24 protein-coding genes are annotated in these 23,282 nt (G+C 67.0%); 10 read left to right on the top strand and 14 right to left on the bottom strand.

Going from position 1 to position 23,282, the window contains the following annotated elements; genetic code table 11:
* Window position 1 precedes the first annotated feature (1 nt).
* Window positions 2-1,129, bottom strand: coding sequence for a DUF5938 domain-containing protein (locus tag NP3_RS22780; protein WP_063043623.1), 1,128 nt, complete (start codon window positions 1,127-1,129; stop codon window positions 2-4).
* A gap of 29 nt (window positions 1,130-1,158) precedes the next feature.
* Window positions 1,159-1,962 (bottom strand): SDR family NAD(P)-dependent oxidoreductase, encoded by an 804-nt coding sequence (locus tag NP3_RS22775; protein ID WP_063043622.1) that lies wholly within the window; start codon window positions 1,960-1,962, stop codon window positions 1,159-1,161.
* Between the two features lie 217 nt (window positions 1,963-2,179).
* On the opposite strand from NP3_RS22775, the gene NP3_RS22770 reads away from it, so the two are divergent.
* Window positions 2,180-2,821 carry a TetR/AcrR family transcriptional regulator gene (locus NP3_RS22770; RefSeq protein WP_063043621.1) on the top strand — a complete coding sequence of 214 codons (642 nt, stop codon included), beginning with the start codon at window positions 2,180-2,182 and terminating at the stop codon, window positions 2,819-2,821.
* 78 nt (window positions 2,822-2,899) lie between these two features.
* Here NP3_RS22770 and NP3_RS22765 read toward each other — a convergent pair whose 3' ends face one another.
* Complete coding sequence (locus NP3_RS22765; protein ID WP_063043620.1) at window positions 2,900-3,454, bottom strand: uridine kinase family protein; 555 nt, start codon at window positions 3,452-3,454, stop codon at window positions 2,900-2,902.
* Between the two features lie 36 nt (window positions 3,455-3,490).
* On the bottom strand, window positions 3,491-4,546 hold the full coding sequence (gene hemE, locus NP3_RS22760) for a uroporphyrinogen decarboxylase (RefSeq protein WP_063043619.1): 1,056 nt from the start codon (window positions 4,544-4,546) through the stop codon (window positions 3,491-3,493).
* A gap of 171 nt (window positions 4,547-4,717) precedes the next feature.
* Here hemE and NP3_RS22755 point away from each other — a divergent pair, with 171 nt between their 5' ends.
* Both NP3_RS22755 and NP3_RS22750 read left to right on the top strand, forming a co-directional pair.
* Window positions 4,718-5,269 carry a DUF3000 domain-containing protein gene (locus NP3_RS22755; protein ID WP_063043646.1) on the top strand — a complete coding sequence of 184 codons (552 nt, stop codon included), beginning with the start codon at window positions 4,718-4,720 and terminating at the stop codon, window positions 5,267-5,269.
* 22 nt (window positions 5,270-5,291) lie between these two features.
* Window positions 5,292-6,566 (top strand): HRDC domain-containing protein, encoded by a 1,275-nt coding sequence (locus NP3_RS22750; protein WP_063043618.1) that lies wholly within the window; start codon window positions 5,292-5,294, stop codon window positions 6,564-6,566.
* A 13-nt stretch (window positions 6,567-6,579) separates the two neighbouring features.
* On the opposite strand, the gene NP3_RS22745 is transcribed toward NP3_RS22750, so the two are convergent.
* Window positions 6,580-6,996, bottom strand: a complete 417-nt coding sequence (locus NP3_RS22745) for an SRPBCC family protein (RefSeq protein ID WP_063043617.1) — start codon at window positions 6,994-6,996, stop codon at window positions 6,580-6,582.
* Window positions 6,997-7,103: 107 nt separating this feature from the next.
* Between NP3_RS22745 and NP3_RS22740 the strand changes: the two genes are divergently transcribed.
* Complete coding sequence (locus tag NP3_RS22740) at window positions 7,104-7,673, top strand: CGNR zinc finger domain-containing protein (protein WP_063043616.1); 570 nt, start codon at window positions 7,104-7,106, stop codon at window positions 7,671-7,673.
* 59 nt (window positions 7,674-7,732) lie between these two features.
* Here NP3_RS22740 and dxs read toward each other — a convergent pair whose 3' ends face one another.
* Window positions 7,733-9,631 (bottom strand): 1-deoxy-D-xylulose-5-phosphate synthase, encoded by a 1,899-nt coding sequence (gene dxs / locus NP3_RS22735; RefSeq protein ID WP_063043615.1) that lies wholly within the window; start codon window positions 9,629-9,631, stop codon window positions 7,733-7,735.
* Between the two features lie 201 nt (window positions 9,632-9,832).
* On the opposite strand from dxs, the gene glsA reads away from it, so the two are divergent.
* The 3 genes from glsA (at window position 9,833) to NP3_RS22720 (ending at window position 13,326) form a co-directional block, all read left to right on the top strand.
* Complete coding sequence (gene glsA / locus NP3_RS22730) at window positions 9,833-11,698, top strand: glutaminase A (protein WP_084508810.1); 1,866 nt, start codon at window positions 9,833-9,835, stop codon at window positions 11,696-11,698.
* A gap of 77 nt (window positions 11,699-11,775) precedes the next feature.
* Window positions 11,776-12,459 carry an SIMPL domain-containing protein gene (locus NP3_RS22725; protein ID WP_063043614.1) on the top strand — a complete coding sequence of 228 codons (684 nt, stop codon included), beginning with the start codon at window positions 11,776-11,778 and terminating at the stop codon, window positions 12,457-12,459.
* Between the two features lie 63 nt (window positions 12,460-12,522).
* Window positions 12,523-13,326: an enoyl-CoA hydratase gene (locus NP3_RS22720; RefSeq protein ID WP_063043613.1), complete on the top strand. Its 804-nt coding sequence runs from the start codon at window positions 12,523-12,525 to the stop codon at window positions 13,324-13,326.
* Between the two features lie 3 nt (window positions 13,327-13,329).
* Here the strand turns inward: NP3_RS22720 and NP3_RS22715 are convergent, their stop codons facing one another.
* The 3 genes from NP3_RS22715 to NP3_RS22705 form a co-directional block, all read right to left on the bottom strand.
* A complete protein-coding gene (locus NP3_RS22715) occupies window positions 13,330-13,629 on the bottom strand; it encodes a DUF1330 domain-containing protein (RefSeq protein ID WP_063043612.1) in 300 nt (99 codons plus the stop codon).
* 147 nt (window positions 13,630-13,776) lie between these two features.
* Window positions 13,777-15,402 carry a class I SAM-dependent RNA methyltransferase gene (locus tag NP3_RS49905; protein WP_063043611.1) on the bottom strand — a complete coding sequence of 542 codons (1,626 nt, stop codon included), beginning with the start codon at window positions 15,400-15,402 and terminating at the stop codon, window positions 13,777-13,779.
* Window positions 15,399-17,387, bottom strand: coding sequence for an APC family permease (locus NP3_RS22705; RefSeq protein WP_063043644.1), 1,989 nt, complete (start codon window positions 17,385-17,387; stop codon window positions 15,399-15,401). Before NP3_RS22705 ends, NP3_RS49905 begins: the two co-directional genes overlap by 4 nt.
* A 242-nt stretch (window positions 17,388-17,629) precedes the next feature.
* Here NP3_RS22705 and NP3_RS22700 point away from each other — a divergent pair, with 242 nt between their 5' ends.
* Window positions 17,630-18,295, top strand: a complete 666-nt coding sequence (locus NP3_RS22700; protein ID WP_040692532.1) for a potassium channel family protein — start codon at window positions 17,630-17,632, stop codon at window positions 18,293-18,295.
* A 1-nt stretch (window position 18,296) separates the two neighbouring features.
* The gene (locus tag NP3_RS22695) at window positions 18,297-18,968 is read left to right on the top strand and encodes a potassium channel family protein (protein ID WP_063043610.1); all 672 of its coding nucleotides are present in this window, start codon (window positions 18,297-18,299) and stop codon (window positions 18,966-18,968) included.
* A gap of 40 nt (window positions 18,969-19,008) precedes the next feature.
* Here the strand turns inward: NP3_RS22695 and NP3_RS22690 are convergent, their stop codons facing one another.
* The 3 genes from NP3_RS22690 to NP3_RS22680 form a co-directional block, all read right to left on the bottom strand.
* A complete protein-coding gene (locus tag NP3_RS22690; RefSeq protein ID WP_084508808.1) occupies window positions 19,009-19,644 on the bottom strand; it encodes a sigma-70 family RNA polymerase sigma factor in 636 nt (211 codons plus the stop codon).
* A 149-nt stretch (window positions 19,645-19,793) separates the two neighbouring features.
* Entirely contained in the window at window positions 19,794-20,522 is a 729-nt protein-coding gene (locus NP3_RS22685; protein WP_084508806.1) for a DUF3159 domain-containing protein, read from the bottom strand.
* 3 nt (window positions 20,523-20,525) lie between these two features.
* Window positions 20,526-20,903: an OB-fold nucleic acid binding domain-containing protein gene (locus NP3_RS22680; protein ID WP_063043609.1), complete on the bottom strand. Its 378-nt coding sequence runs from the start codon at window positions 20,901-20,903 to the stop codon at window positions 20,526-20,528.
* A gap of 130 nt (window positions 20,904-21,033) precedes the next feature.
* Between NP3_RS22680 and NP3_RS22675 the strand changes: the two genes are divergently transcribed.
* Complete coding sequence (locus NP3_RS22675; RefSeq protein ID WP_245721066.1) at window positions 21,034-21,750, top strand: alpha/beta fold hydrolase; 717 nt, start codon at window positions 21,034-21,036, stop codon at window positions 21,748-21,750.
* Here NP3_RS22675 and NP3_RS22670 read toward each other — a convergent pair.
* Both NP3_RS22670 and dut read right to left on the bottom strand, forming a co-directional pair.
* Entirely contained in the window at window positions 21,747-22,724 is a 978-nt protein-coding gene (locus NP3_RS22670; protein WP_245721065.1) for a DUF3710 domain-containing protein, read from the bottom strand. The two genes, NP3_RS22675 and NP3_RS22670, sit on opposite strands and share 4 nt — an antisense overlap.
* Window positions 22,725-22,729: 5 nt before the next feature.
* Window positions 22,730-23,227: a dUTP diphosphatase gene (gene dut, locus NP3_RS22665; RefSeq protein WP_084508820.1), complete on the bottom strand. Its 498-nt coding sequence runs from the start codon at window positions 23,225-23,227 to the stop codon at window positions 22,730-22,732.
* Window positions 23,228-23,282 lie beyond the last annotated feature (55 nt).

Below are 23,282 nucleotides of genomic sequence, written 5' to 3'. Positions count from 1 at the left end.
ATCAACGGTGCACGTTCAGGACCGGTTCACTGACCAATCCGAAACCGCGCAGCACTCCGAGCAGTTCCCGATGACCGAAGGCCTGGCACGCCGAGGCGAACCCGGTTCGTTTCGGCGGCGTCTGCAGCAGCGCATTCGCGGCAAACGCCTGCATCAGGCCGGTCTGCTTGTAGTTGCAGTTCCCATAGGTCACACAGTGGGCGCGCGCCAGCGGTCCAGACGCGTGCACGGAATCGAGCGAGGTGTTGATGCGCGGATTCTCCCGCGGCGGCATCTCGTCGCGCACCAGTGCGGCCTGTTCGGCCAAGACGCGGTATTTCTCCTGCACCGGAAGGTCTTTGACCTGCTCGACGACCGCCTGCACGATCTGCGGCACGCCCTGCATCAGCGGCCGGTTGAAAACGCCGCCGAGTACCTTCACATTCGCGACCCGCGGATCGCGCTTGAACCACACCGGATGTGAGGTACCACCCCAGGGCAGTGCGAGCCCGATCTCGTGTTGGCCGGGCACCACCACGTCGTAGAGTCCGGCGTCCGCGGGCCACTCCACATACTGATTCTGTTCGAGGTAGTAGGCCTTGGACAGCGCGGCATTGACCAGGATCGTCTTCGTGGACGCGACCGTCGGGAAGCCCTTCCAGAAGACCTGGATATCGAGGGTGTCCAGACCGGGGGTTTCCAGGCAGATATTCGCGGCGATCTCGCCGGTGGTGTACATCTGCGCCACGCCCGGCGCGAGCAGCAGACCGCGAGCCGCCATCTCGGCGCCGTACTGCTCATCGCAGTCGATCAGCCAATCCTGTTCGCCGGTGGTATCGAGGTAGTGGGTCCCCGCTGCCACGCAGGCCTGTACCACCTCGTGGCCGTATTGCGCGAACGGGCCGACAGTGTTGCAGACAACCCCGGCGCCACGAAACAGCTCGGTCAGCGAGGCGACCTCGTGGGCGACCTCGACGACCTCGTGCTCCACGGTGTCGATACCGGGAATCTTGTCGATCGCCTCCTGCAGCCGGGTCTTGTCCCGGCCCGCGGCGACGAACGGAATATTGAATTCGCGAAGGTATTCACAGACCAGACGGCCGGTGTATCCGGATGCGCCGTAGACGACGACGGGCTTATCGGTGCTCATGAATCTCGAACCTTTCGTTGTCGCAGTGCTCACATGCCCATGCCGCCATCGACCGGCAGACCAGCACCGGTGATGAAGCGCGCGGCATCGGATGCGAGGAACACCACTGCGTCGGCCATATCGGCAACCTCGCCGAGCCGTCCCTGCGGCGTCTGTTCGATGACGGCGCCGACGGCGGCTTCCGCACTGGGGAACAAGCCGATCCGAGCGACATCGTCGGCCAACTGGGTACCCATCTCGGTCGGGACGAGTCCGGGGTATACGCAGTTCACCCGCACGCCGTAGCCGAGCTTCCCGGACTCCATCGCCGCAACCCTGGTGAGCCGATCCACTGCGGACTTGGTCGCCGAATACACCGAAATGCCGGGAAAGGCGATGGTCGCGGCGACCGAGGCGATATTCACGATGGCGCCACCGCGACCCGCAGCGCCGCCGGGGCGCATCGCCCGCAGCGCATGCTTGATGCCCAGTGCGGTGCCGAGCACATTCACCTCGAGCATCCGGCGCACTTCTTCCGGGTCGAGATCGACCATGAGACTTGTGATTTCGACACCGGCGTTGTTCACCACGATGTCCAGGCCACCGAGCGCCGCGACGGTATCGGTGACCGCCTGCGCCCAGTGCGCGTCATCGGTGATGTCGAGCGGCACGAATTCGGCCGTCGCGCCGCCGGTCCGCAGCGCTTCCACGGTCTCCTTACCGAGATCCTCGCGCACATCGCCGATCGCGACCGCCGCTCCGGCGCGGGCCAGCGCCTCGGCCATACCCGCGCCGAGTCCTCGCGCACCACCGGTTACCAGGGCCGTGCGCCCGGTCAGGTCGTACCCACTCATCCGGCATCTCCTCCTCGAGATCGTCCATTCGGATTTCGCATTCGACTGATCGGATGCGACGTGGATCACAGTGTGCGCGCATGCTTGACGGTCGTCAAGACTTTCTTTGACAGTCGTCAAGCATTTCTTGCACGATCGTCAAACCAGCTGGTCGCCCATCGCCGATACCGCGATACACTGGGCGAATTCACACGAGCGGTGACGGAGAGAAGCCACGATGACCGAAATCGTCGAGACCAGGCGGGATCGAATCGCGCGCCGACAGGTCGACAAGTTCGGCGAGCGACGCGCACAGCTGGCCGCCGCCGCACTGCACACCCTCGCCGAACTCGGTTATGCCCGGACCAGCCTGCGGGAGATCGCGCAGAAGTCCGAGTTCACCCACGGAGTGCTGCACTACTACTTCAACGACAAGGTCGAGCTGATCACCCACGCGGTGCGGCAATACGAGCAGGTGTGCGTCACCCGTTACGACGACATCGTCACCGCAGCGGCGACAGCCGAACAGCTCCGGCGCGACTTCGGCGCCGCAATGGCCGCCACCCTGGATGCCGACGCCCCCCTGCATCGGCTCTGGTACGACTTGCGCAACCAGAGTCTGTTCGAGGAGTCCTTCCGCGATGACGTGCTCGAAATCGACGGCCATCGCGAGGAGATGATCCGCAACGTCGTCGACCGCTTCGCCGAGCTGTCAGGTCGACCGCTCCTGGTCCCCTCCGCCACCGCCTACGCCATCTTCGACGGCCTCTTCCAACAGGCGCTGCTGCGCAAACTCGCCGGACACAGCGATGCCGTCGACACGCTCGCCATCGAAGCCGCCGCCCTGCTCGATGTGGTGATCGGACAGCGCAAGCCCTAGCCGACTTCCGGAATCGCACTGTTGCACGGCCATTTACGGCCGCACATAAGGCGCGATCCGCGCGACAAGTCCGTTACGTCATTCGTTTGCGGAGGGCGGTCGAGGCGAACCGGGAATGATCAGGTCCACATGGTCGCGCGTGTTGTCGGTGGCGAAGTGCTCGTCTTCAGCGGCCATCCACTGCTCCCATAAGGGCAGGGTGTGGACACCGTCGCGTTCGAGACCGCGGGCCAGACGCACCGCGCGCGGGGTGTCGATCCATACCGCGAGCGATAGCCGATCGCGGACGACGGCGCGGGCCGAGGAGACGCCTTCGAGTATGAGCACTCCCCCGGGTCCGACATCGTGCCATTCGGCCAAACCCCGCTTGTCCCAGTCGTATCGCTGATATCGACCGACACGACCCTGGGCGATCGGCACCAGCACCTGCTGTTCGAGCCGCGGCCACCAGGGGAGTTGGTTGTTTCCAGCCGCGAAGTCGTCGGCGGGGACCACCTGGGCATCGCACAGGGCCGCCAAAGACGCTGCGAACGTCGACTTTCCAGCTCCAGCCGGACCGTCCACCGCTACCAGGCGGGTCGAACCGAGTCGCGGCGCGCGGGCGGCGACCCGACCCGCGATCTCTTCGAGCACCGGACTCCTACCCGGCGGCACCGGCTGACCGGCCGGTCACAGTTCGTGGACGAGTTGCACCAGGTCGGTCAGCACACCCGGATCGGTGTCGGGCAGCACTCCGTGCCCGAGGTTGAAGATATGACCGGCCGCACCCATGGTGATCGCCTCATCGGCCTCGTGTGCGATACGCCGCGCCTCGGCCTCGACGGCAGCGGATCCGGCGAACAGCACGGCGGGATCCAGGTTGCCCTGCAACGCTTTTCCGGGGCCGACCCGACGCACCGCCTCGGTCAGCGGCACCCGCCAATCGACGCCCACGACATCGGCTCCCGCCTCGCCCATCGCACCGAGCAACTCACCGGTCCCGACCCCGAAGTGGATCCGCGGCACCCCGGCCGCGGCGACCTCCGCGAATACCCGCTCCGAATGCGGCAGCACGAATTCGCGATAGTCGGCCAGCGAGAGCGCACCGGCCCACGAATCGAACAACTGCACGGCGTCCACACCGGCGGCCAACTGTGCCTGCAGGAAGGCGATGGTGATATCGGTCAGGACGCCGAGCAACTCGTGCCAGGTCCTCGGGTCGGCGTGCATCATCGCCTTGGTGCGCTCGTGGTTCTTACTCGGCCCACCCTCGACCAGATACGACGCGAGCGTGAACGGCGCACCGGCGAATCCGATCAGCGGCGTATCGCCGAGCGCGTCGGTCAGCAGCTTCACCCCGTCGGTCACCGCGCCCACCTCTTCGGGGCGCAGCCGCGGCAGTGCGCGCACATCCGAGATGGCGCGCACCGGCGAGGCGATCACCGGCCCGACACCGGCCACGATATCGAGATCGATACCGGCGGCCTTCAGCGGAACGACGATGTCGGAGAACAAGATCGCCGCATCGACACCGTGGCGCCGGATCGGCTGCATGGTGATCTCACACACCAGCTCCGGGTCGAAGCACGACTCCAGCATGCCGATGCCCTTGCGCAGTTCGCGGTACTCGGGCAGCGACCGTCCGGCCTGCCGCATGAACCACACCGGACGACGGCTCGGTGCGGCGCCGGTGGCGGCGGCCAGGAACGGGGCATCGGTCAACCGGCGACGGGTTTGAGTGCTCATCACCGCCTATCGTATGCGGCCCGCAAGGCCCTCTAGCGGCGCGCCTCCGACTGCGCCGGGCACGCAAGGTCTACCGTCGCTTCCGTGACACCGCTCGACTTCCGCGACGGAGCCGCACCGACCGAAGGACCCAACGGCGAGCCAGCTCAATTTCGCGCCGCGGTCGATGCGATGGGCACCGCAACCGTGCACCCTCGAATCGAGCTGGCACCTATCCGGCCCCCACAACGCCTGGCACCCTTTTCGTACGCACTAGGCGCGGAAGTCAAACACCCCGAATCCAATGTGGTGCCGGTCGATTCCGAGGGCGATGCCTTCGGCAGGCTGATCCTGCTGCACGATCCCGAGGGCGGCGAGGCCTGGCACGGTGTCTTCCGCTTGGTGGCCTACATCCAGGCCGATATCGATGCGGCACTGGCCACCGACCCGCTGCTGCCCGAGGTCGCCTGGAGCTGGCTGGTCGACGCGCTCGAAACCCGCGGCGAACCGTTCACCGCGCTCGGCGGCACCGTCACCTCCACCAGTTCGGTGCGCTACGGCGATATCGCCGGACCGCCGCGCGCACACCAATTGGAGCTGCGCGCCTCCTGGACCGCGATGACCACCGATATGCGTCCGCACGTGGAAGGCTTCTGCGAAGTGCTGGCCTACGCGGCCGGTTTGCCGCCCGCCGGAATCACCCATCTGCGACCGGAGTCGTATACCAGCAACGACCACACCTGATCGCCACGTAAAGTTCAGGTTTATGTCGGTAGCAGACGAGTCCGAGCAAAGCAACACGCCACCAGAAAGCACGGCGGAGCCGCTGCTCGTGCCTGCCGCCGGTGTGCCCCCCGTGCTCGTAACCGCAGCAGAGGTCGCCGACGCCGCTGCTCGGCTCGCGGCGGGCACCGGTCCACTGGCCGTCGATGCCGAGCGCGCCTCCGGTTTCCGGTATTCGGCGCGTGCCTACCTGATCCAGTTGCGGCGCGCGGGTTCGGGCAGTTTCCTGATCGATCCGATTCCGGTCGCCGATGCGCTCGAACCGCTGGCCGCCGCGATCAACGATCTGGAGTGGGTGCTGCATTCGGCGGACCAGGATCTACCCGGACTCGCCGAACTCGGCCTGCGCCCCGCGCGACTGTTCGACACCGAATTGGGTGGCAGGCTGGCCGGTTTCGAGCGCGTCGGACTGGCGGCCATGGTGGAGCGGCTACTCGGCCGTGCATTGCGCAAGGGTCATGGCGCGGCCGACTGGTCGACCCGGCCGCTGCCCGACGATTGGCTGAACTACGCGGCGCTCGATGTCGAATTGCTGCTCGAGCTGCGCGACGAGGTGGCCGTTTCGCTCGACGTCCAGCACAAGGCCGATTGGGCCGCACAGGAATTCGAGCATATCCGGATCACCGAACCCGGTACGCCGAAGGCCGACCGCTGGCGGCGCACCTCCGGCATCCACACCCTGCGCCGCACCCGCCAGCTGGCCATCGTGCGCGAACTGTGGACCACCAGAGATACCCTCGCGCGCACCCGCGATGTCGCCCCGGCCCGCATCCTGCCGGATGCCGCGATCATCGCCGCCGCGAATGCCGAACCGCGCACCATCGCCCAACTGCGCACCCTGCCGGTCTTCGGCGGGCCACGCCAACGCCGCTACTCCCGCGACTGGCTCGCCGCCGTCGACCGCGGCCGCGCCCTCCCCGACACCGACCTACCACCCCTGACCCAACCGTTCGAGGGACCGCCCCCGGTGAACCGCTGGGAGCGCCGCGATCCGGCCGCCGCCGCCCGACTGGTTCGAGCCCGCGCGGCGATGGGTGAACTGACCATCGAGTACGCGATTCCGGTGGAAAATCTGCTCGCCCCCGACCTGGTGCGCCGCTTGTGCTGGGACGGACTCCCTGATTACGACCGTGTGGGCGAGTTCGACGACCTATCCGCCGCGATCGACGGATTCCTCAAGTCGTGTGGCGCGCGACCCTGGCAGCGCGAACTCGCGGTCCCCCGACTCGCCGCCGCCCTGACCCCAACCTCCGAGTAGGCGGACTCGGCCTTCAGGACGAGGTCGCGACGGCGGTCTCGACGGACTGCTTGAAGACCCGCAGGCCGTGCTCCATCGATGCGCCGAACGCGTCGGCGAGTTCGTGCGGCAGGGTGTCGTGGATCCAGACGAAACGGCTGCCGTCGGCGTGCGGGAAAACCTGCATGGACGAGCTGTCGTGCTCCGGGGTGACGCTTCCGCCGACGATGGAGAACACGATCCGGCGTTCGGTTTCGTCGAGCGCGATGAACCGTTCGTGCAGCACCGTGCCGTTCGCGAAGGTGACGATACGCAGGTCCGGACCGTCGAGGGTGCTGTCGGTGACGAAACCGGGCGCCATACGTTCCGGGCCATGCGCGAAGTCGCCGATGATCGCCCACAGCTGCTCGGCGGGCGCCTCGACGAGGATCTCCCTCTTGACCGATCCCATGATTGATCCTCCTGTATCGGAGCGGAGTCTCCGCTCTGGATAACTTCTGTTCCCGAAACGGTAGTTAGGTAACCGGCCATCGTCAATGGACGGTTACTATTGACTTCATGTCCGACACAGTCGATGCCGCACCTGCGGCGCTCGCTCGTCTGGTGGAATTCGTCAACACGCGCCGCGCGGACGGCGACGACATCGGCACACCCGAGCAGTTGACGAGTTGGCTCCGCACACACGAATTGCTGCCCGAGGGCTCAGCCGATGCGGCCGCACAACAGCGAACCGTCCGCGTCCGCGAGGGTCTGCGCGCCCTACTCGCCACGAACAATGCCGAACCCGTCACCAGTCCCCGTCCAGACGGTCTGAACCCAGCGGCCCGCACCGAACTCGCCGCGCTCACCGCGGCGCTGCCACTCACGCTGGAGGTGACCAGCATCCCGCCCCGCTTGGTCCCGCACACCGACGACCGCGTCGACCATGCCCTGGCCACCCTGCTCGCCGACGTCGCCACCGCGGTCGCCGCGGGCACCTGGTCACGCCTCAAGACCTGCCGGGAACCGAGCTGCCGCTGGGCCTTCTACGATCATTCCCGCAACCGCGGCCGCACATGGTGCTCGATGGACGTCTGCGGCAATCGCGTGAAAGTCCGTGCCTCCCACCGCCGTAACGCAGCACGGTAGTCGAAGCACCAATGATGGTGCCGCCCAGCGCCGGTCGGCACCGGAGCGACAACCCTGGATCAGCGTGCGTCGAGCCAGCCCGAGATGCGGCGGGCGATATCGGTAGCCGTCAGTCCGAGCTCTTCGTGCACCTCGTTGCGCGACGCATGGTCCAGGAAGTGTTGCGGCACACCGAGATCGCGAGTCGGCACATCCAAGCCCGCACCGCGCAAGCGTGCGGATACGGTGGATCCGATGCCGCCGTGCAGACCGCCGTCTTCCAGAGTCACTACGAGACGGTAGTTTTCGGCGAGTTTGACGACGGTATCGGAAACCGGCAGCACCCACCGCGGATCGATGACCGTGACCGAAATACCTTCCGGCTCCAGCAGATCCGCGACCGCGACCGCGATCGAGGCGAAAGGTCCGACCGCGACGAGCAGTACATCACCGCGCTGGGCTCGAGCAGAGCCACCCTCACGCTCGGGCAGCCGCAGCACATCGACTCCGTCGAGCCGCTCAACGGCCGAAATATCCTCGGTCACACTGCCCTTCGGGAAGCGGATGGCGGTCGGTCCGTCACTCACCGCGAGCGCCTCGGCCAACTCCTCACGCAATGTCGCCGCATCGCGCGGTGCCGCAACGCGCATGCCCGGAATGATGCCGAGCACCGACAGATCCCACATGCCGTTGTGCGAGGCGCCGTCCGGACCGGTGATTCCGGCGCGATCCAGCACCACCGTCACCGGCTGCTTCAGCAGTGCGACATCCATCAGCAACTGGTCGAAGGCGCGGTTGAGGAATGTCGAGTAGATCGCCACCACCGGATGCATGCCGCCGAGGGCGAGTCCGGCCGCCGAGGCCATCGCGTGCTGTTCGGCGATGCCGACATCGAACATCCGCTCCGGGAACCGCTCCCCGAATGCCGCCAGACCGGTCGGTCCGGGCATGGCCGCAGTGATCGCGACGATATCGTCGCGCTTCTCCGCATGCGCGATCAGCTCCTGGGAGAACACCGAGGTCCAGCCGAGCGCCTTGGGGCCGCCGAGCGGGCGGCCGGTGAGCGGGTCGATCGGATCACAGGCGTGCATCTGGTCGGCGACGTGGTTCTCGGCGTGTGAGTAGCCGCGCCCCTTCTGCGTCACCACGTGCACGACGACCGGCCCGCCGAAATCCTTCGCGCGACGCAGCGCCGCTTCCAACGCGACGGTGTCGTGGCCGTCCACCGGCCCGACATACTTCAACCCGAGATCGCTGAAGAGCTCCTGCGGACTCACCGCATCCTTGATCCCGGCCTTCACCGCGTGCACCATCGAGTACGCGGATTCACCGACGCGCGGAATGCTCTTGAGGATCCGCTTCCCCGCATCCAGCGCATGCTCGTAGGCGGGCTGGGTGCGCAGCGCGGTCAACCGGTCGGCGAGGCCGCCGATGGTCGGCGCGTAGGAGCGGCCGTTGTCGTTGACCACCACGACGACGGGCCGGTCCGGCGCGGCGGCGATATTGTTCAGCGCCTCCCAGCACATGCCACCGGTGAGCGCGCCGTCGCCGACGACCGCGACCACATGCCGGTTCTGCCCGGTCAGTGCGAAGGCCTTCGCCAGACCGTCGGCATAGGACAGCGAAGCCGAGGCATGCGAGGACTCGACCCAGTCGTGGGCGCTCTCGGATCGGCTCGGGTAGCCGGACAATCCACCCTGCTTGCGCAGCGTGTCGAACTGATCCTTGCGGCCGGTGAGGATCTTGTGCACGTAGGCCTGATGCCCGGTGTCGAAGATCAACGGATCGGCCGGCGAGTCGAAGATCCGGTGTAGTGCGATGGTCAGCTCGACCACGCCGAGATTGGGGCCGAGGTGCCCGCCGGTGACGGCGACCTTCTGCACCAGGAACTCGCGAATCTCCTCCGCCAGTTCACCCAATTCGGCAACGGTCAGCCGTCGCAGGTCTTCGGGCGTATCGACCCGGGAAAGCACTCCCACCTGAACTCGCTCCCTCCGGATAGCGCATCTGATCCGATCAGTCTACGGAGCCGCGCCAGTGGCTCCGCACGACAATGCCCCGCCACCAGCCGAGTTCGCGTGGAAGTGTGAGCCTCCACACGAATCGCCGCCCATCCGAAGACACGCTCGGGCGGACGAGTTCGCCGGTCCACCTAACGTTACCCAGCTTAGAGTGGACCCGTGGCCCTGCCCGAGCAGAAGGTTCCGCAAACGGTCGACCCCGGCGTCGTGGCACGCATCGTCACCGATGTCTACGAATTGTGCCGCGCCGACGATTCCGGGGAACTCGCCGATTACATCCCCGAACTGGCTGCCGTACAACCCGATTCGTTCGGACTGTGCCTGGCCACCGCGGACGGACGGGTCTACGGTACCGGCGACGTCACCACCGAGTTCACCATCCAGTCGATCTCCAAACCCTTCACCTACGCACTCGCACTGGCCGATCGGGGCATCGCGACCGTCGCCGAGCACATCGATGTCGAACCCTCCGGCGAAGCGTTCAACGAGATCAGCCTGGATCCGGTGACCGAGCGCCCGCGCAATCCGATGATCAATGCCGGGGCCATCACAGCGGCCGCACTCGTCACCGGCCGCGACCCGACCGAGCGCTTCGAGCGCATCCGGCGCTGCTACTCCCGCTTCGCCGGGCGCGAGCTGACCATGAACGAGGCGGTGTACGCATCGGAGGCGCGCACCGGATTCCGCAATCGCGCCATCGGCTACATGCTGCGCTCCTTCGGCATCATCGAATCCGATCCGGACGAGGCGGTCGACCGGTACTTCCGGCAGTGCTCGATCGATGTCACCTGCCGCGATCTCGCGCTGATGGCCGCGACGCTGGCCAATAACGGACTCAACCCACTGACCCGCGAACGCGCACTGACCGCGGCCCTGACCGAACGCGTGCTCAGTGTGATGACTACCTGCGGCATGTACAACGCCGCGGGCGACTGGGTGACCACCATCGGCCTCCCCGCCAAGAGCGGTGTCGGCGGCGGCATCGTGGCCGTGCTGCCCGGCCAGATCGGCATCGCCGTCTATTCCCCTCGGCTGGACACGCACGGCAGCAGCGTGCGCGGTGTCGCGGCCTGCCGGGCGCTGTCACAGCGGCTCGAATTGCACTTCCTGCACGTCACCCGGTCCGCGCGCACCGCGATCCGCGCCGCGTACACGGTGGCCGAGGTGCCGTCACGGCTGCGACGCACCACCGACGAGTTGAACGTCCTCGCCGCATTCGGGCACCGTGCCCGCGTCTACGAACTGCACGGCGACCTGTTGTTCACCGGTGCGGAGCGGGCAGTGCGCGCGGTCGAGGAGCAGGCGCGCGAGTTGGCGGCCTTGGTAGTGGACCTGCGGCGGGTCGGTGAGGTCAGCGGGATCGCGGTCCAGATGCTCGATGCCTTGCAGATCGAACTCGCCGCGGCGGGCTGCCGCGTCGCCATTGTCGACCCGGACGGCAAACTGGGGCATCTGGTCTCCAGCCTGGATCCGGCCGACCCACAGGGGCGGGTCTTCATCGATCGGGATACCGCGACCGAATGGTGTGAGGACATCGTCCTCGACCACCATCGGCCCGCGGACGAACCGGCGTGCACATCCCTGCCGATCGAGGACCATCCCGCCCTCGCGGCTCTCGCTCCGGACGATCGCAGTCGGCTGGCCAAGGACTTCGAGGTCCGCACCATCGCCCGCGGCGAGGTCATCGCCGAGCGCGGCAGCGCCCGCTCCGGGCTGTATCTGATTCTCGAGGGCCGGGTCCGGATCACCTTCGAGGGCACCGATGCCCGGACCCATCGGCTGGTATCGCTTTCGGCGGGAATGTCTTTCGGCGAGGTCCCGATGTTGGTCGGGACACCGTTCGCGAACGAGGCACGTGCGGAACGCGCGGTGCGCGTCGCGGTGCTGCGTCCGAAGCGGTTCGACATGCTCACCGAGCAAGCGCCGGACCTCAAGCTCGCGCTGCTCGAGCGACTCGCCGCGGGAGCGTATGCGCAGATGGATGCGGCGGTACGCGCGATCGCCGTACGCGGCGGCGACTATTGACCGGTTTGCCCGGGTCAAGGGGACATTTCCGAAGCATCGACCGTTGCGTCCGAAACCGATGAAGTCAGGAGAGCGCTGTGAGCAAGAAGAAGTCCGACGGCACCGCGAGCACGGTCACCACCTTCGGGTCCGGCAGCGCCCGCGCCACCCCGGATCTGATGCGCGTCACCATTTCCATCGAAACTCGCGCAGGCAAGGTCGCGCTCGCCTACGGCCAGGCCGGTGAGCGCGTCGCCGCGGTCACCGAATCGCTGCGCTCCGATGGCGTTCCCGGCACCGATATCGCGACCAGCGGACTGTCTGTACGCACCGAAACGGTCTGGCTCGAGGGCGGTGGCTCGAAGATCACCGGTTACGTCGCGACCACCGACCTCACCGTCGTGCTGCGCGACATCGGCGAAACGGCCGATCCGGGCCCCGCCACGATCATCGCCAACTGTGTCGACGCCGGTGGTGACGATGTCCGCCTCGGCGGCCTCGATCTCGGTTTCGCCGATCGGGAGAGCCTGCTGATCCGCGCCCGCGATGCCGCTTGGGACAACGCGCTCGCAAAGGCTGAGCAGTATGCGGGCCGTGCGCGGCGCACCCTCGGCCCGGTGCTGGAAATCACCGAGAACGCCACCTCCGCACCACCCGCGACGCCTCGGCTCATGGCCGTGTCGGCCCCGATGAACGAGTCGTACGGTGGCGCTCCGGTTCCGGTCGAACTCGGCGAATCCGAAATCTCGGCGACCATCCGCGCGACCTGGCAGCTCGACTGATTCCACTCGACCTAACGCTTGCTTGGGTATAGTGAGGGCCTCATCGTGTCCGAAGGGGTCCGCATGTCGTTCGTGCTCATCGAGAAACCGCGACCGCAGGTCGCGCTGGTCACGCTCAATCGGCCGGAACGGATGAACGCGATGGCCTTCGATGTGATGATCCCGCTACGCGAGGCACTCGAAACGGTCAGTGCCGATAACGAAGTGCGGGTCGTGGTGCTCACCGGCGCGGGCGAAGGCTTCTGCTCCGGCGCGGATCTGCAGAACGCGGGCCGGATTCCCGATACCGAAGGTCTGACCAAGACCAGCGTTGCGCGGCGCTCGATGGATCTGCTGAACGATGTGATGATCACGCTGCGGCGGATGAACCAACCGGTCATCGCCGCGATCAACGGTGCGGCGATCGGCGGTGGCTTCTGTCTCAGCGTCGCCACCGATATCCGAATCGCTGGCGAGGACGCCTACTTTCGCGCGGCGGGCATCAATAACGGCCTCACCTCAGCGGAATTGGGGATCAGCTACCTGCTGCCGCGCGCCATCGGCGCCTCGCGGGCCTTCGAAATCATGTTGTCCGGCCGGGATGTCGACGCGATCGAGGCTGAACGGATCGGCCTCGTCTCGCGCGTCGTGCCCGCCGCCGAACTGCTGGACACCTGCTACGACCTGGCCGAACGGATTATCAGCTTCAGCCGCGTCGGTACCGAGCTCACCAAACGCATGCTGTGGAGCGGTATGGAGGCCGGCGGTTTCGAATCCCATATGCAGCACGAGGGCATGTCGCAGCTCTACGTCCGACTCACCACCGAGAATTTCGACGAAGCCATCCGGGCGCGGCGCGACCGGCGGCCACCGGTGTACGAAGACTGACCTTCACGAGCGGCGGTCGATGCCGTCGACCAGCAATGTCACCGTATCCGCGCCCACGTGACGATCCTTCGAGATCTCCTGGTACTCAGGGGAATCCGCCCACTCGCGGAATGCGGGCTCGTCCGGGAACGACATCAGCACGACCTTCTCGCGATCCGAATCGCCCTCGATCACCCGCGGGGATTCATCGGAGGCCAGCAGAGTGCCGGAGTAGCGGGTGAACACCTCGAGGAAGCGCGCACGGTAGCGATCGTAAGCCGCACGATCAATGAACTTCAACTGCGCCACCACATACACGGTCATGCCGTGACTCTAAGCCGCCATCACCGCCACGCTGCAGGGCGGATCAAGATCAAGTGGAACTGGTGGAGGGAGCCTCTCGACGAATGCCGCCATAGATGCCACCTGATCTTGATCGAGTCCGCGGTGCGCGCCAAAGGCGTTGTGAGGTCAGCGCTCGAGGAGGGCGAGGCATTCGACGTGGTGGGTGGCAGGGAAGGCGTCGAAGGCGCGCAGGTCGGCGAGGTGGTAACCCGCCGACTGGTAGAGGCCGAGGTCGCGGGCGAAAGAGGCTGGGTCGCAACCGATGTGGATGATGCGGGACGGGCCGCTGGTGGTCACGGCGGTGACGACCTCCTTGCCCGCGCCCGCGCGAGGTGGATCCAGGACGACCACATCCGGAGCGGCACTGCTGGCATGTTCGGCCAGCCAATGTTCGACGCGTTGGGCGCGCAGGTCCAGCCAGGGCAGATCGCGCAGCGCGGCATTGCCGTCCGCGACGGCGGACCGCGTCGATTCCACCGCGAGCACCGAACCGGTCGGACCGACCTGTCCGGCCAGCGCCGCCGCGAAAACCCCGACGCCGCTGTACAGATCCCACGCCCGCGCACCGAGACCCAGCCCCGCCCATCCGGCAACCAGATCCGAATAACATTGCGCCGCACCATGATGCGCCTGCCAGAACCCGGTCGCGGCCAGCTCCCACCGGCGCCCGGCCACATATTCGACCGTCCGACCGCTACCACCCATCACCCACTCGTCCCGAGCCGCGTGCGTCGCCGCCCGCCGCGCTGCGGCCCGCCGCCGAACCCCCTCGCCCCCAACCGATCCGGGCCGATCACCGCGTTGCGAGCCTGCACCACCGAGCTCATCACTACCAGACCGTCCCCGCCGCCCGCCCCGATCGCCACCGCGACTCCAGTCGCCATCATCCCCGGGTTCGGCACCACGACGACTCCGACTGCTGTCGCCCTCGTCGAAGCGCTGCCACTGTGCGCCACCGCGACTCGCACGATGGCCTTCGTCGCCGTGTCCGCGGGCGCCGGTGCGCGGCCACTCGGCATCACCGGGTCCTCGCTCCGCGCCACGGCGTTTACCGCCGCGCCGGTCCGTCTCCCGCTTGCCACGCCGATCCCCACCTCGCGCCGAAGGCCGATCGCTCCCACGCTCGGCACGACCCCCAACCACGGACGGGGCCAGCTCGACGATGTGTCGCATCCCATCACCGTCCACCGCGATCACCAGATCCGCACCCGGCGTCCACAGTCGGTCCGCGATACCGTCCATCGCACCCGGAACCGGTTGGGGGCAGCGCAGATCGGTGATCACTTCGGTGCTGCGGTATCCGTGCACTCCGGCTCGGCCCTCGGCATCGACGGCCAGCCGGACGCGGGTGCGCCAGCCGCCGGTGGCGTCGGCCGGATATCCGGCGATCGGCTCCACGGTGATATCTCGTTCGATTCCGGCGATGCGATGCAGTTGCTCCGCCACCACCGCCGCCTTCAGCGCCCGCTGCGCGGCGGGAGTAGCGAAGGAGAAATCGCAGCAGCCCGCGCCACCGGGACCGGAGACGGGACAGGTGGCGGGAACGCGATCCGGGGATGCCTCCAGGATTTCGATCGCATCGGCACGGCAGAACGAACCCCCGCGATCCTCGGTGACCCGCACTCGAACCAGTTCATCGGGTAGCCCGTGTCGCACGAAGACTACCCGGCCCTCGTGCCGCGCGACACAGAATCCGCCGTGCCCGGGCGGGCCGAGCCGCACCTGGAAGGTGTTCGAGCGCCAGTCGGTCACCCTCGGTCCTCGTACCCGCGCCGCACCGCACCGGGCGCATTCACCACACCGGCCTGCCTGGCCTTCGCGGACGACGTCAACTGCCACGGCACACTCGTCACCATGACACCCGGCTCGAACAGCAACCTGCCCTTGAGCCGCAACGCGCTCTGGTTGTGCAGAATCTGCTCCCACCAGTGTCCGACAACGTATTCCGGAATGAATACGGTCACCACATCGCGCGGCGAATCGCGCCGCACCCGCTTGACGTAATCCAATACCGGCTTGGTGATTTCGCGATAGGGCGATTCGATCACCTTGAGCGGCACCGTGATATCGCTGCGCTCCCACTCCCGCACCAGCGCCCTGGTGTCGGCCTCGTCGACGTTCACCGTCACCGCCTCCAAAGTATCGGGGCGGGTCGCGCGCGCGTAGGCCAACGCCCGGCGCGTCGGCAGATGCAGTTTGGACACCAGCACGATCGAATGCGACCGACTCGGCAGCACGCCGTCCCATTCGTGCTCATCGAGTTCGCGGGAAACCGAATCGTAGTGCCGCCGAATGAGTTTCATCACAACGAAGATCGCCACCATGGTGCAGATCGCGATCCAGGCACCGGCGAAGAACTTGGTGATCAACACGATGACCAGCACCGTCCCGGTGGCACTGAGCCCGATCGCGTTGATCACCCGCGAACGCTTCATCCGCGCCCGCTGCGACGGATCGGTTTCGGTGCGCAACAACCGGGTCCAGTGCCGCAGCATGCCGGTCTGGCTGAGCACGAACGAGACGAAAACCCCGACGATGTACAGCTGGATGAGTTTGGTCACCTCGGCGCCGAACACCACGACGAATGCGACGGCCGCACCCGAGAGGAACAGAATGCCGTTGCTGAACGCCAATCGGTCGCCGCGGGTGTGCAACTGCCGTGGCAGGTAACGGTCCTGCGCCAGAATCGAACCCAGCACCGGGAAGCCGTTGAACGCGGTATTCGCGGCGAGCACCAGGATCAGCGCGGTCACCGTGGTGATGAAGAAGAACCCGATCGGGAAGCCGTGGAAGACGGTTTCGGCCAGCTGGGCGATGAGCGTCTTCTGGTGGTAGTCCGCAGGCGCGCCGATCAACTCGGATTCGTTGTGCGCGTACACGATCCCGATCTTCTGGGCCAGGATGATGATGCCCATCAGCAGCGCGATCGCGATGCTGCCGAGCATCAGCAGCGTGGTCGCGGCGTTGCGCGACTTGGGTTTCCGGAATGCGGGCACACCATTGCTGATCGCCTCGACACCGGTGAGCGCGGCACAGCCGGAGGAGAACGCCCGCGCGATCAGGAAGGTGAACGCGAGTCCGTATAGGTGCTCCTCCTCGGCATTGAGCTGGAAGCCCGCCGATTCGGCACGCAGGTCGTCGCCGAGTACGAAGATGCGGAACAGCCCCCAGCCCAGCATCGCGAACATGCCGAAGATGAAGGCGTAGGTCGGAATCGCGAAGGCGACACCCGATTCCCGGATGCCGCGCAGATTGATCGATGTCAGCACGACGATGGCGACGACCGCGAACAACACCTTGTGCGTAGCGACGAACGGAATCGCGGACCCGATATTCGACGCCGCCGAGGAGATGGATACCGCCACCGTGAGCACATAGTCGACGAGCAGCGCACTGCCGACGGTGAGCCCGGCGTTGGGCCCGAGATTCGTGGTGGCGACCTCGTAGTCACCGCCGCCGGAGGGGTAGGCGTGCACGTTCTGCCGATAGCTGGCGACCACCACGGCCATCACGAACGAGACGGCCAGACCAACCCAGGGCGCGTAGACGTAGGCAGAAATGCCCGCCACCGAAAGAACAAGGAAGATTTCCTCCGGAGCGTAGGCCACCGAGGACATGGCATCGGAGGCGAACACCGGAAGCGCGATTCGCTTCGGCAGCAGGGTGTGGCCCAGCGCATCGCTACGGAAAGGCCTGCCCAGCAGCAAACGTTTGGCTGCCGTCGTCAACTTGGACACTGGAGCGAGCATAGATCCCCGCAGGATGCAGCGCTCCCTCGGCCGGTTCGCGTCGTATGTTTGGTTGACAGGCGGAGGGGAAATTGGGCCATGGAAACATCTGGCGGGTACGGTTCGATGCCGAGGTAAGCAAACCGAACGCCCCGCGGCGCGAGCTCACGGCCCGAAGGCGGTAGCTTGCGTAACCACGTAGGGCCTGCGAGTGCCGCCAATTGAACACAGTTTCCAGGAACGAGGTTGCGGTGTACGTAGTGATCATGGGTTGCGGACGGGTCGGCTCATCGCTGGCACGCGCCCTGGTCCGAGTCGGCCATGAGGTCACCGTGATCGACCGGGATCACAGCGCCTTCCTGCGCCTCGGCGAGGACTTTCCGGGCGAGCGGGTGGTCGGTGTCGGCTTCGACCGGGATGTGCTGACCCGCGCGGGAATCGAGCGGGCCGACGCCTTCGCCGCGGTCTCCTCCGGTGACAACTCCAACATCATCTCCGCGCGGGTGGCCCGGGAAATGTTCGGTGTGCAGCGCGTGGTCGCGCGCATCTACGACGCCAAACGCGCCGCCGTCTACGAGCGCCTCGGCATTCCGACCATCGCCACCGTGCCGTGGACCACCGACCGCTTCCTCACCACGCTGATCGGGGACGGCGGCACCACCACCTGGCGGGATCCGACGGGCACCGTTGCGGTAGCCCAGTTGACGCTGCACGAGGAGTGGTACGGGCGCACCGTGCGCGATCTGGAGCGCAATGTGGGCGCCAGGGTCGCCTTCATCATCCGGTTCGGTCAGGGCCTGCTCCCCGAGAGCAAGACCGTGGTCCAAGCCGACGACGTCGTCTATGTCGCAGCCACCTCCGGCTCCGTAGGCGAGGCCGTCGCCTTGGCCGGTAAGCCCCCAGCAAGCGAGGACTGAAATGAAAGTGGCGATCGCCGGAGCCGGCGCAGTCGGCCGATCGATAGCCAGGGAGCTATTGCGCGGCGGCCATCGGGTGATGCTGCTCGAGCGCCAGCTCGATCACATCGACCCCGCCGCCATCCCGGATGCCATCTGGGTCCATGCCGACGCGTGCGAACTCGCGCTGCTGGAGGACGCGGGCCTGCAGACTTACGAGGTCGTCATCGCCGCCACCGGTGACGATAAGACGAATCTGGTGCACAGCCTGCTCGCCAAGACCGAATTCGGCGTGCGCCGGGTGGTGGCGCGGGTCAACGACCCACGCAATGAATGGCTCTTCGATGCGTCCTGGGGCGTCGATGTCGCCGTGTCGACGCCGCGGCTGCTGGCCTCGCTGGTGGAAGAGGCGGTCTCGGTCGGCGATCTGGTCCGGTTGATGACGCTGCGGCAGGGTCAGGCCAATCTGGTGGAGATCACCCTGCCCAGCGATACCGCCTTGGCGGGCAAGCCGGTCCGCACGCTCACCCTGCCGCGCGACGCCGCCCTGGTGACGATTCTGCGCGGCGGCCGCGTGATCGTGCCGCAGCCCGACGACCCCTTCGAGGGCGATGACGAGCTGTTGTTCGTGACCTCCGTGGAGGCCGAGGAAGACCTGCGGGTGGCGCTGGCCACGCACGGTATCAAACCCTGACTCCCCGACAAGGCTGATACGGATCAGCGCCTGTCCGACCTCAGGATGCGGCCGCGAGCTGCGCGCGCAGCTTGTTCAGCGCGCGATGCTGCATGACCCGAACCACGCCGGGACTGGTGCCGATGGCCTCGGCGGTCTGCGCTGCGGTCCAGCCGAGCACGATCCGCATCACCAGCACCTCGCGGTGCGCGGGCGCCAGGATCTTCATCAATTCCCGGGTGGCCTCGCGACGTTCGGACGCGATCGCCCACTCTTCGGGGCCCGCAGCCGTCGATGCCGTATCGGGCACCTCGTCGACCGGGTACATCGGGTGCAGCTGCGAACGCCGGAACGCGTCGGCCACCTTGTTGGCCGCGATGCCGTAGACGAACGCCAGGAACGACTTGCCCTGATCGCGGTAGCGCGGGATGGCGTTGACGGTGGCCAGCAGGATCTCCTGCACCACATCGTCGGCCGTGACGTGCAGATGTGCGGTATTGCCAAGGCGCGCACCGCAATACCGGCGCACGAGCGGGTGGACCAGCCGGATGATCTCGGTGACCGCCGCGCGGTCGCCCGCGGCCGCCGGACCGATCAACTTATCCAGTTCGGCCGATACCCGGCGGCTCTCCGACAGGGCCGGGTTGTGGTGGGCCTGGTTTTTCGACAGTGTCGCAATGTTGTGCTCGGTAGCCAACTTCCGAGTCCTTCCTCGCCGATCGTGCTTTTTTGCTTGCACTGATCGTCTGATGAACTCGGTCGCCCAACCAGGCACCCCAGGGTGGGTACTCCCCCACCTCCGGCGGCGATTCGTTAACACCCCAGCGGAATTCGGGGCGGGAATTCCTAGGCCGTTTCGGCGGCCGTATCCCGGCGCACCGGCAAATGTCCGGCCCGGCGCACCGCCCACACGGTCACGGCCAGCGCGACGGCGGTCAGCGGCCACCCCATCGCGATGCGCGCGAAGGCCAGCCAGCCGGTGCGATCGGTGTCGTAGAGCTGTGACTGCACCAGATAGCGCGCGCCGAACACGATCACCCAGGTGGTGGTCGCCAGGTCGTAGAGGCGCACGACGCGGCGGTCGGACCGCCATTCGGTGCCGTGGCCGTTGAGCACACCCCAGATCACGCCGACCAGCGGCCAGCGCACCAGCATCGACACCAGGAACACCCCGGCGTAGACCAGGCTGGTGTAGATGCCGAACAGGAAGAAGCCTTTCGCCTCACCCATGCGGTAGGCGATGAACGCGCAGATGCCCACCCCGAGGAAGCCCGAGATCGCGGGCTGGATGGGGCTGCGCCGCACCAGCCGCCACACCAGAATCGCGGCGGCCACGCCGAGTGCCGACCAGATCGCCGCGGTGAGCCCGGCGAAGGTGTTCACGGGCACGAAGACCAGCACCGGCAGCGTCGAGTAGATCAGGCCGCTGAAGCCGCCCAGCTGCTCGAGGAGGGTTTGTTCGGCCTCTTCGGTTTCGGCGTCTACAGAGCGATCTACGACGTCGGACGGGCCCGCGTCGATCGGCTCACGACCTCGGGTGTGGATCTCGGCGGCGTTCTCGTTGCTCGATGGCATACGTCAGCTGTTCTCACGCAATTCGTAGTAGGGGTTGTAGATCACCTTACGACCATCCCGGTCACCCACACGACCGCGGACGAGGATCTTGCGTCCGGGTTCGATACCGGGAATCCGGCGGCGACCGATCCACACCAGACTGATGGCATCGGTGCCGTCGAAGAATTCTGCCTGAACACTGGCGCCGACGGACTTCGGACACGCCTCGACACTGCGTAGTCGGCCGAGCATGGTCGCCTCGTCACCGCGCTGACAGTCCGAGGCCCGGCAGGCACCCGACGCATCGGCCGATTCGGCGAGTTCCTCGGCGTCCAACTGATCGAGATCCTCGGTCAGTCTGCGGCTCAGACGGCGAAAATAACCTGAGGCGGCGGATGACATTTGACGCTCTCCTGCGTGGAGCAAGACGACGTGGGTCCCACGCCATCATGGTTGTTCCGGTGACGACCGGCTTAAGGCCGTATACCCGCCACTGTAGATGGGCAACCATCCCCCCGCTACGCTCGGACCGGTGTTCGACTCCCCACATTTCGCGCCGGACCGCAGCGGCCGCGCCCCGATCGCCGTGGCGTTGCCGGGAACCGGTTCGGATGCCGACTTCGCTCGCCGCGCCTTCGGACCGGCTTGTGCGGCACGCGGAATCGAATTCATCGCCGTCGAACCCGACCCGCGCGGAGTGGTTGCCGGGTATCGGGCGGCGCTCGACGAGGCCGCCGGGCACGGGCCGGTCCTGGCCACCGGGATCTCCCTCGGCGCGGCGGTCGCACTCGAATGGGCGGCTGAACATCCCGGGGCAGCAACCGGTGTAGTGGCGGCGCTACCGGCCTGGACCGGTCCCGATACCGCCGCGTGCCCGGCCGCGCTCAGCGCTGCCGCCACCGCGGCCCAGTTGCGCGCGGACGGGCTCGACGCGGTGATCGAACGCATGCGCGCGAGCAGCCCGCGCTGGCTCGCCGACGCGCTCACCCAGTCCTGGCATGCGCAGTGGCCGCGGCTGCCCGAGGCGCTGCAGGAGGCCGCCGACTACAAGTGGCCCGATGCGGAACGACTCGGCACCGTCGAGGTGCCCGTCACCATCGTCACCGCTGTCGACGATCCGGTGCACCCGCTGTCGGTCGCCGAGGAATGGGCCGAGCTGATCCCGCGCGCCGAGCTGATCCGGATCACCCTCGACGAACTCGGCGCGGATCCCGCGATTCTCGGAAACGCGGGACTCGCGGCGTTCTAGTTCAGCCCGAGCTGCTGCATGGCGGAGCCGTCCGCACCGCGTCGCGGTTCATTGGGCATACGCGGCGGGACCAGCGGCTGGGGTGTGGGCTGGACCGCGGCCTGCTGTGCGGCCACCGCCTGCTGCTGTGCGTCCACCTGCGCCTGATGCGCGGCGGCCAGCTGCTCGGCCAGTTCCGGTGGCAGCACGACGGCCAGCGGCTCGCGCACCGGCATCGGATCGTCGCCGCGCCGAATCACGGTCTCGGTCAAGATCGCTCGCGCGGCCCGCACCAGCGGCCCACCGTCATCGGCGGCGCCCTGCGGCCCCGCCGCCACCAGCCGCACCATCCATCGCGGACCATCCACCCCGATGAAGCGCAGGTCCGCGCCCTCGGTGATGGCGAGCAGTTCCCGGCCCCACGGTCCGGTCTCCACCGCGACCCTGGCGCCGTCCTTGCGTAGCGATTCGGCCAGATCCGCTGCCACCGAACGCCATTGGCCCGCCGACTTGGGCGCGGCATAGGCCGCGACAGTGATCCGACCGTGTTCGGTCGCCAGGTGCACCGCCTGCGGCGTGCCGTCCGGGGTCATCTCGACCTGTAATTGGCCGCCCGGCGGCACCGGCAGGATCACCGAACCCAGATCGAGGCGCTGATCGGACACGTTGTCCAGCAGCTCGGCCACCTCGTCGTAGTCGTACGGGCCGGATTTGGGCATGTCCACGACATCGTCATCGTCGTCGTAGTCGTGCTCGTCGTACTCGGATTCGTCGTACTCGGGTTCGTCGTCGTAGTGCGCGGCGACGTAAGCGGCTGGGACGATCGGATTCTCGTCGGTGATCGGATCGATGATGGGGTTCTCGTCGGTGATCGGCTCATCGTCGTAACCCGCGTCGCCGTAGGCGGCGTACTCGCCGTATTCGTCGACGTAGTCGTCGTATCGGTCCTCGGCGTATTCATCACGTCCGCCGGACTTGCGTCTCTTCCCGAACATGCCGGTCATGCCTCCTTGCCGAGAGTGGCCGCCGCGTCGGCCGACGCGGCCAGACTGGCGTGGCCACCGCTCGACCCGTAACCGCCCGCACCCCGCGTGGTGTCGTCGAGTACGTCGACCTCCACGAAATCGACCAGTTCCACCCGCTGCACCAGCAACTGCGCGATCCGATCGCCGCGACGTAATTCGATCGGGGTGCGCGGATCGTGATTGATCAGGCACACCTTGATTTCGCCCCGATAGCCCGCATCGACGGTGCCCGGCGTATTCACCACGGACAGACCGGTTTTCGCGGCGAGTCCGGACCTGGGATGGATCAGGCCGACCGTGCCGACCGGCAGTGCGACCGCGACACCGGTGCCGACCAGCACGCGCTCCCCCGGTTCGATGATGACGTCCTCTGTAGTGCACAGGTCCACGCCCGCGTCTCCGTGGTGGGCACGCGTTGGCACGGGGATGCCGGGATCAAGCCGCAGCAAGGGTATGGGTGAAAGGGCGCTCACGTTCACCGAGCCTACGCGTACGCCCTCGACCTCAGTGAATTAGTGTTGAGTCGTG

It is taken from the genome of Nocardia pseudovaccinii NBRC 100343 (assembly GCF_001613225.1).
GTDB classification, from domain to species: Bacteria; Actinomycetota; Actinomycetes; order Mycobacteriales; family Mycobacteriaceae; genus Nocardia; species Nocardia pseudovaccinii.
This window is presented reverse-complemented; position numbering and strand designations above follow the sequence as displayed.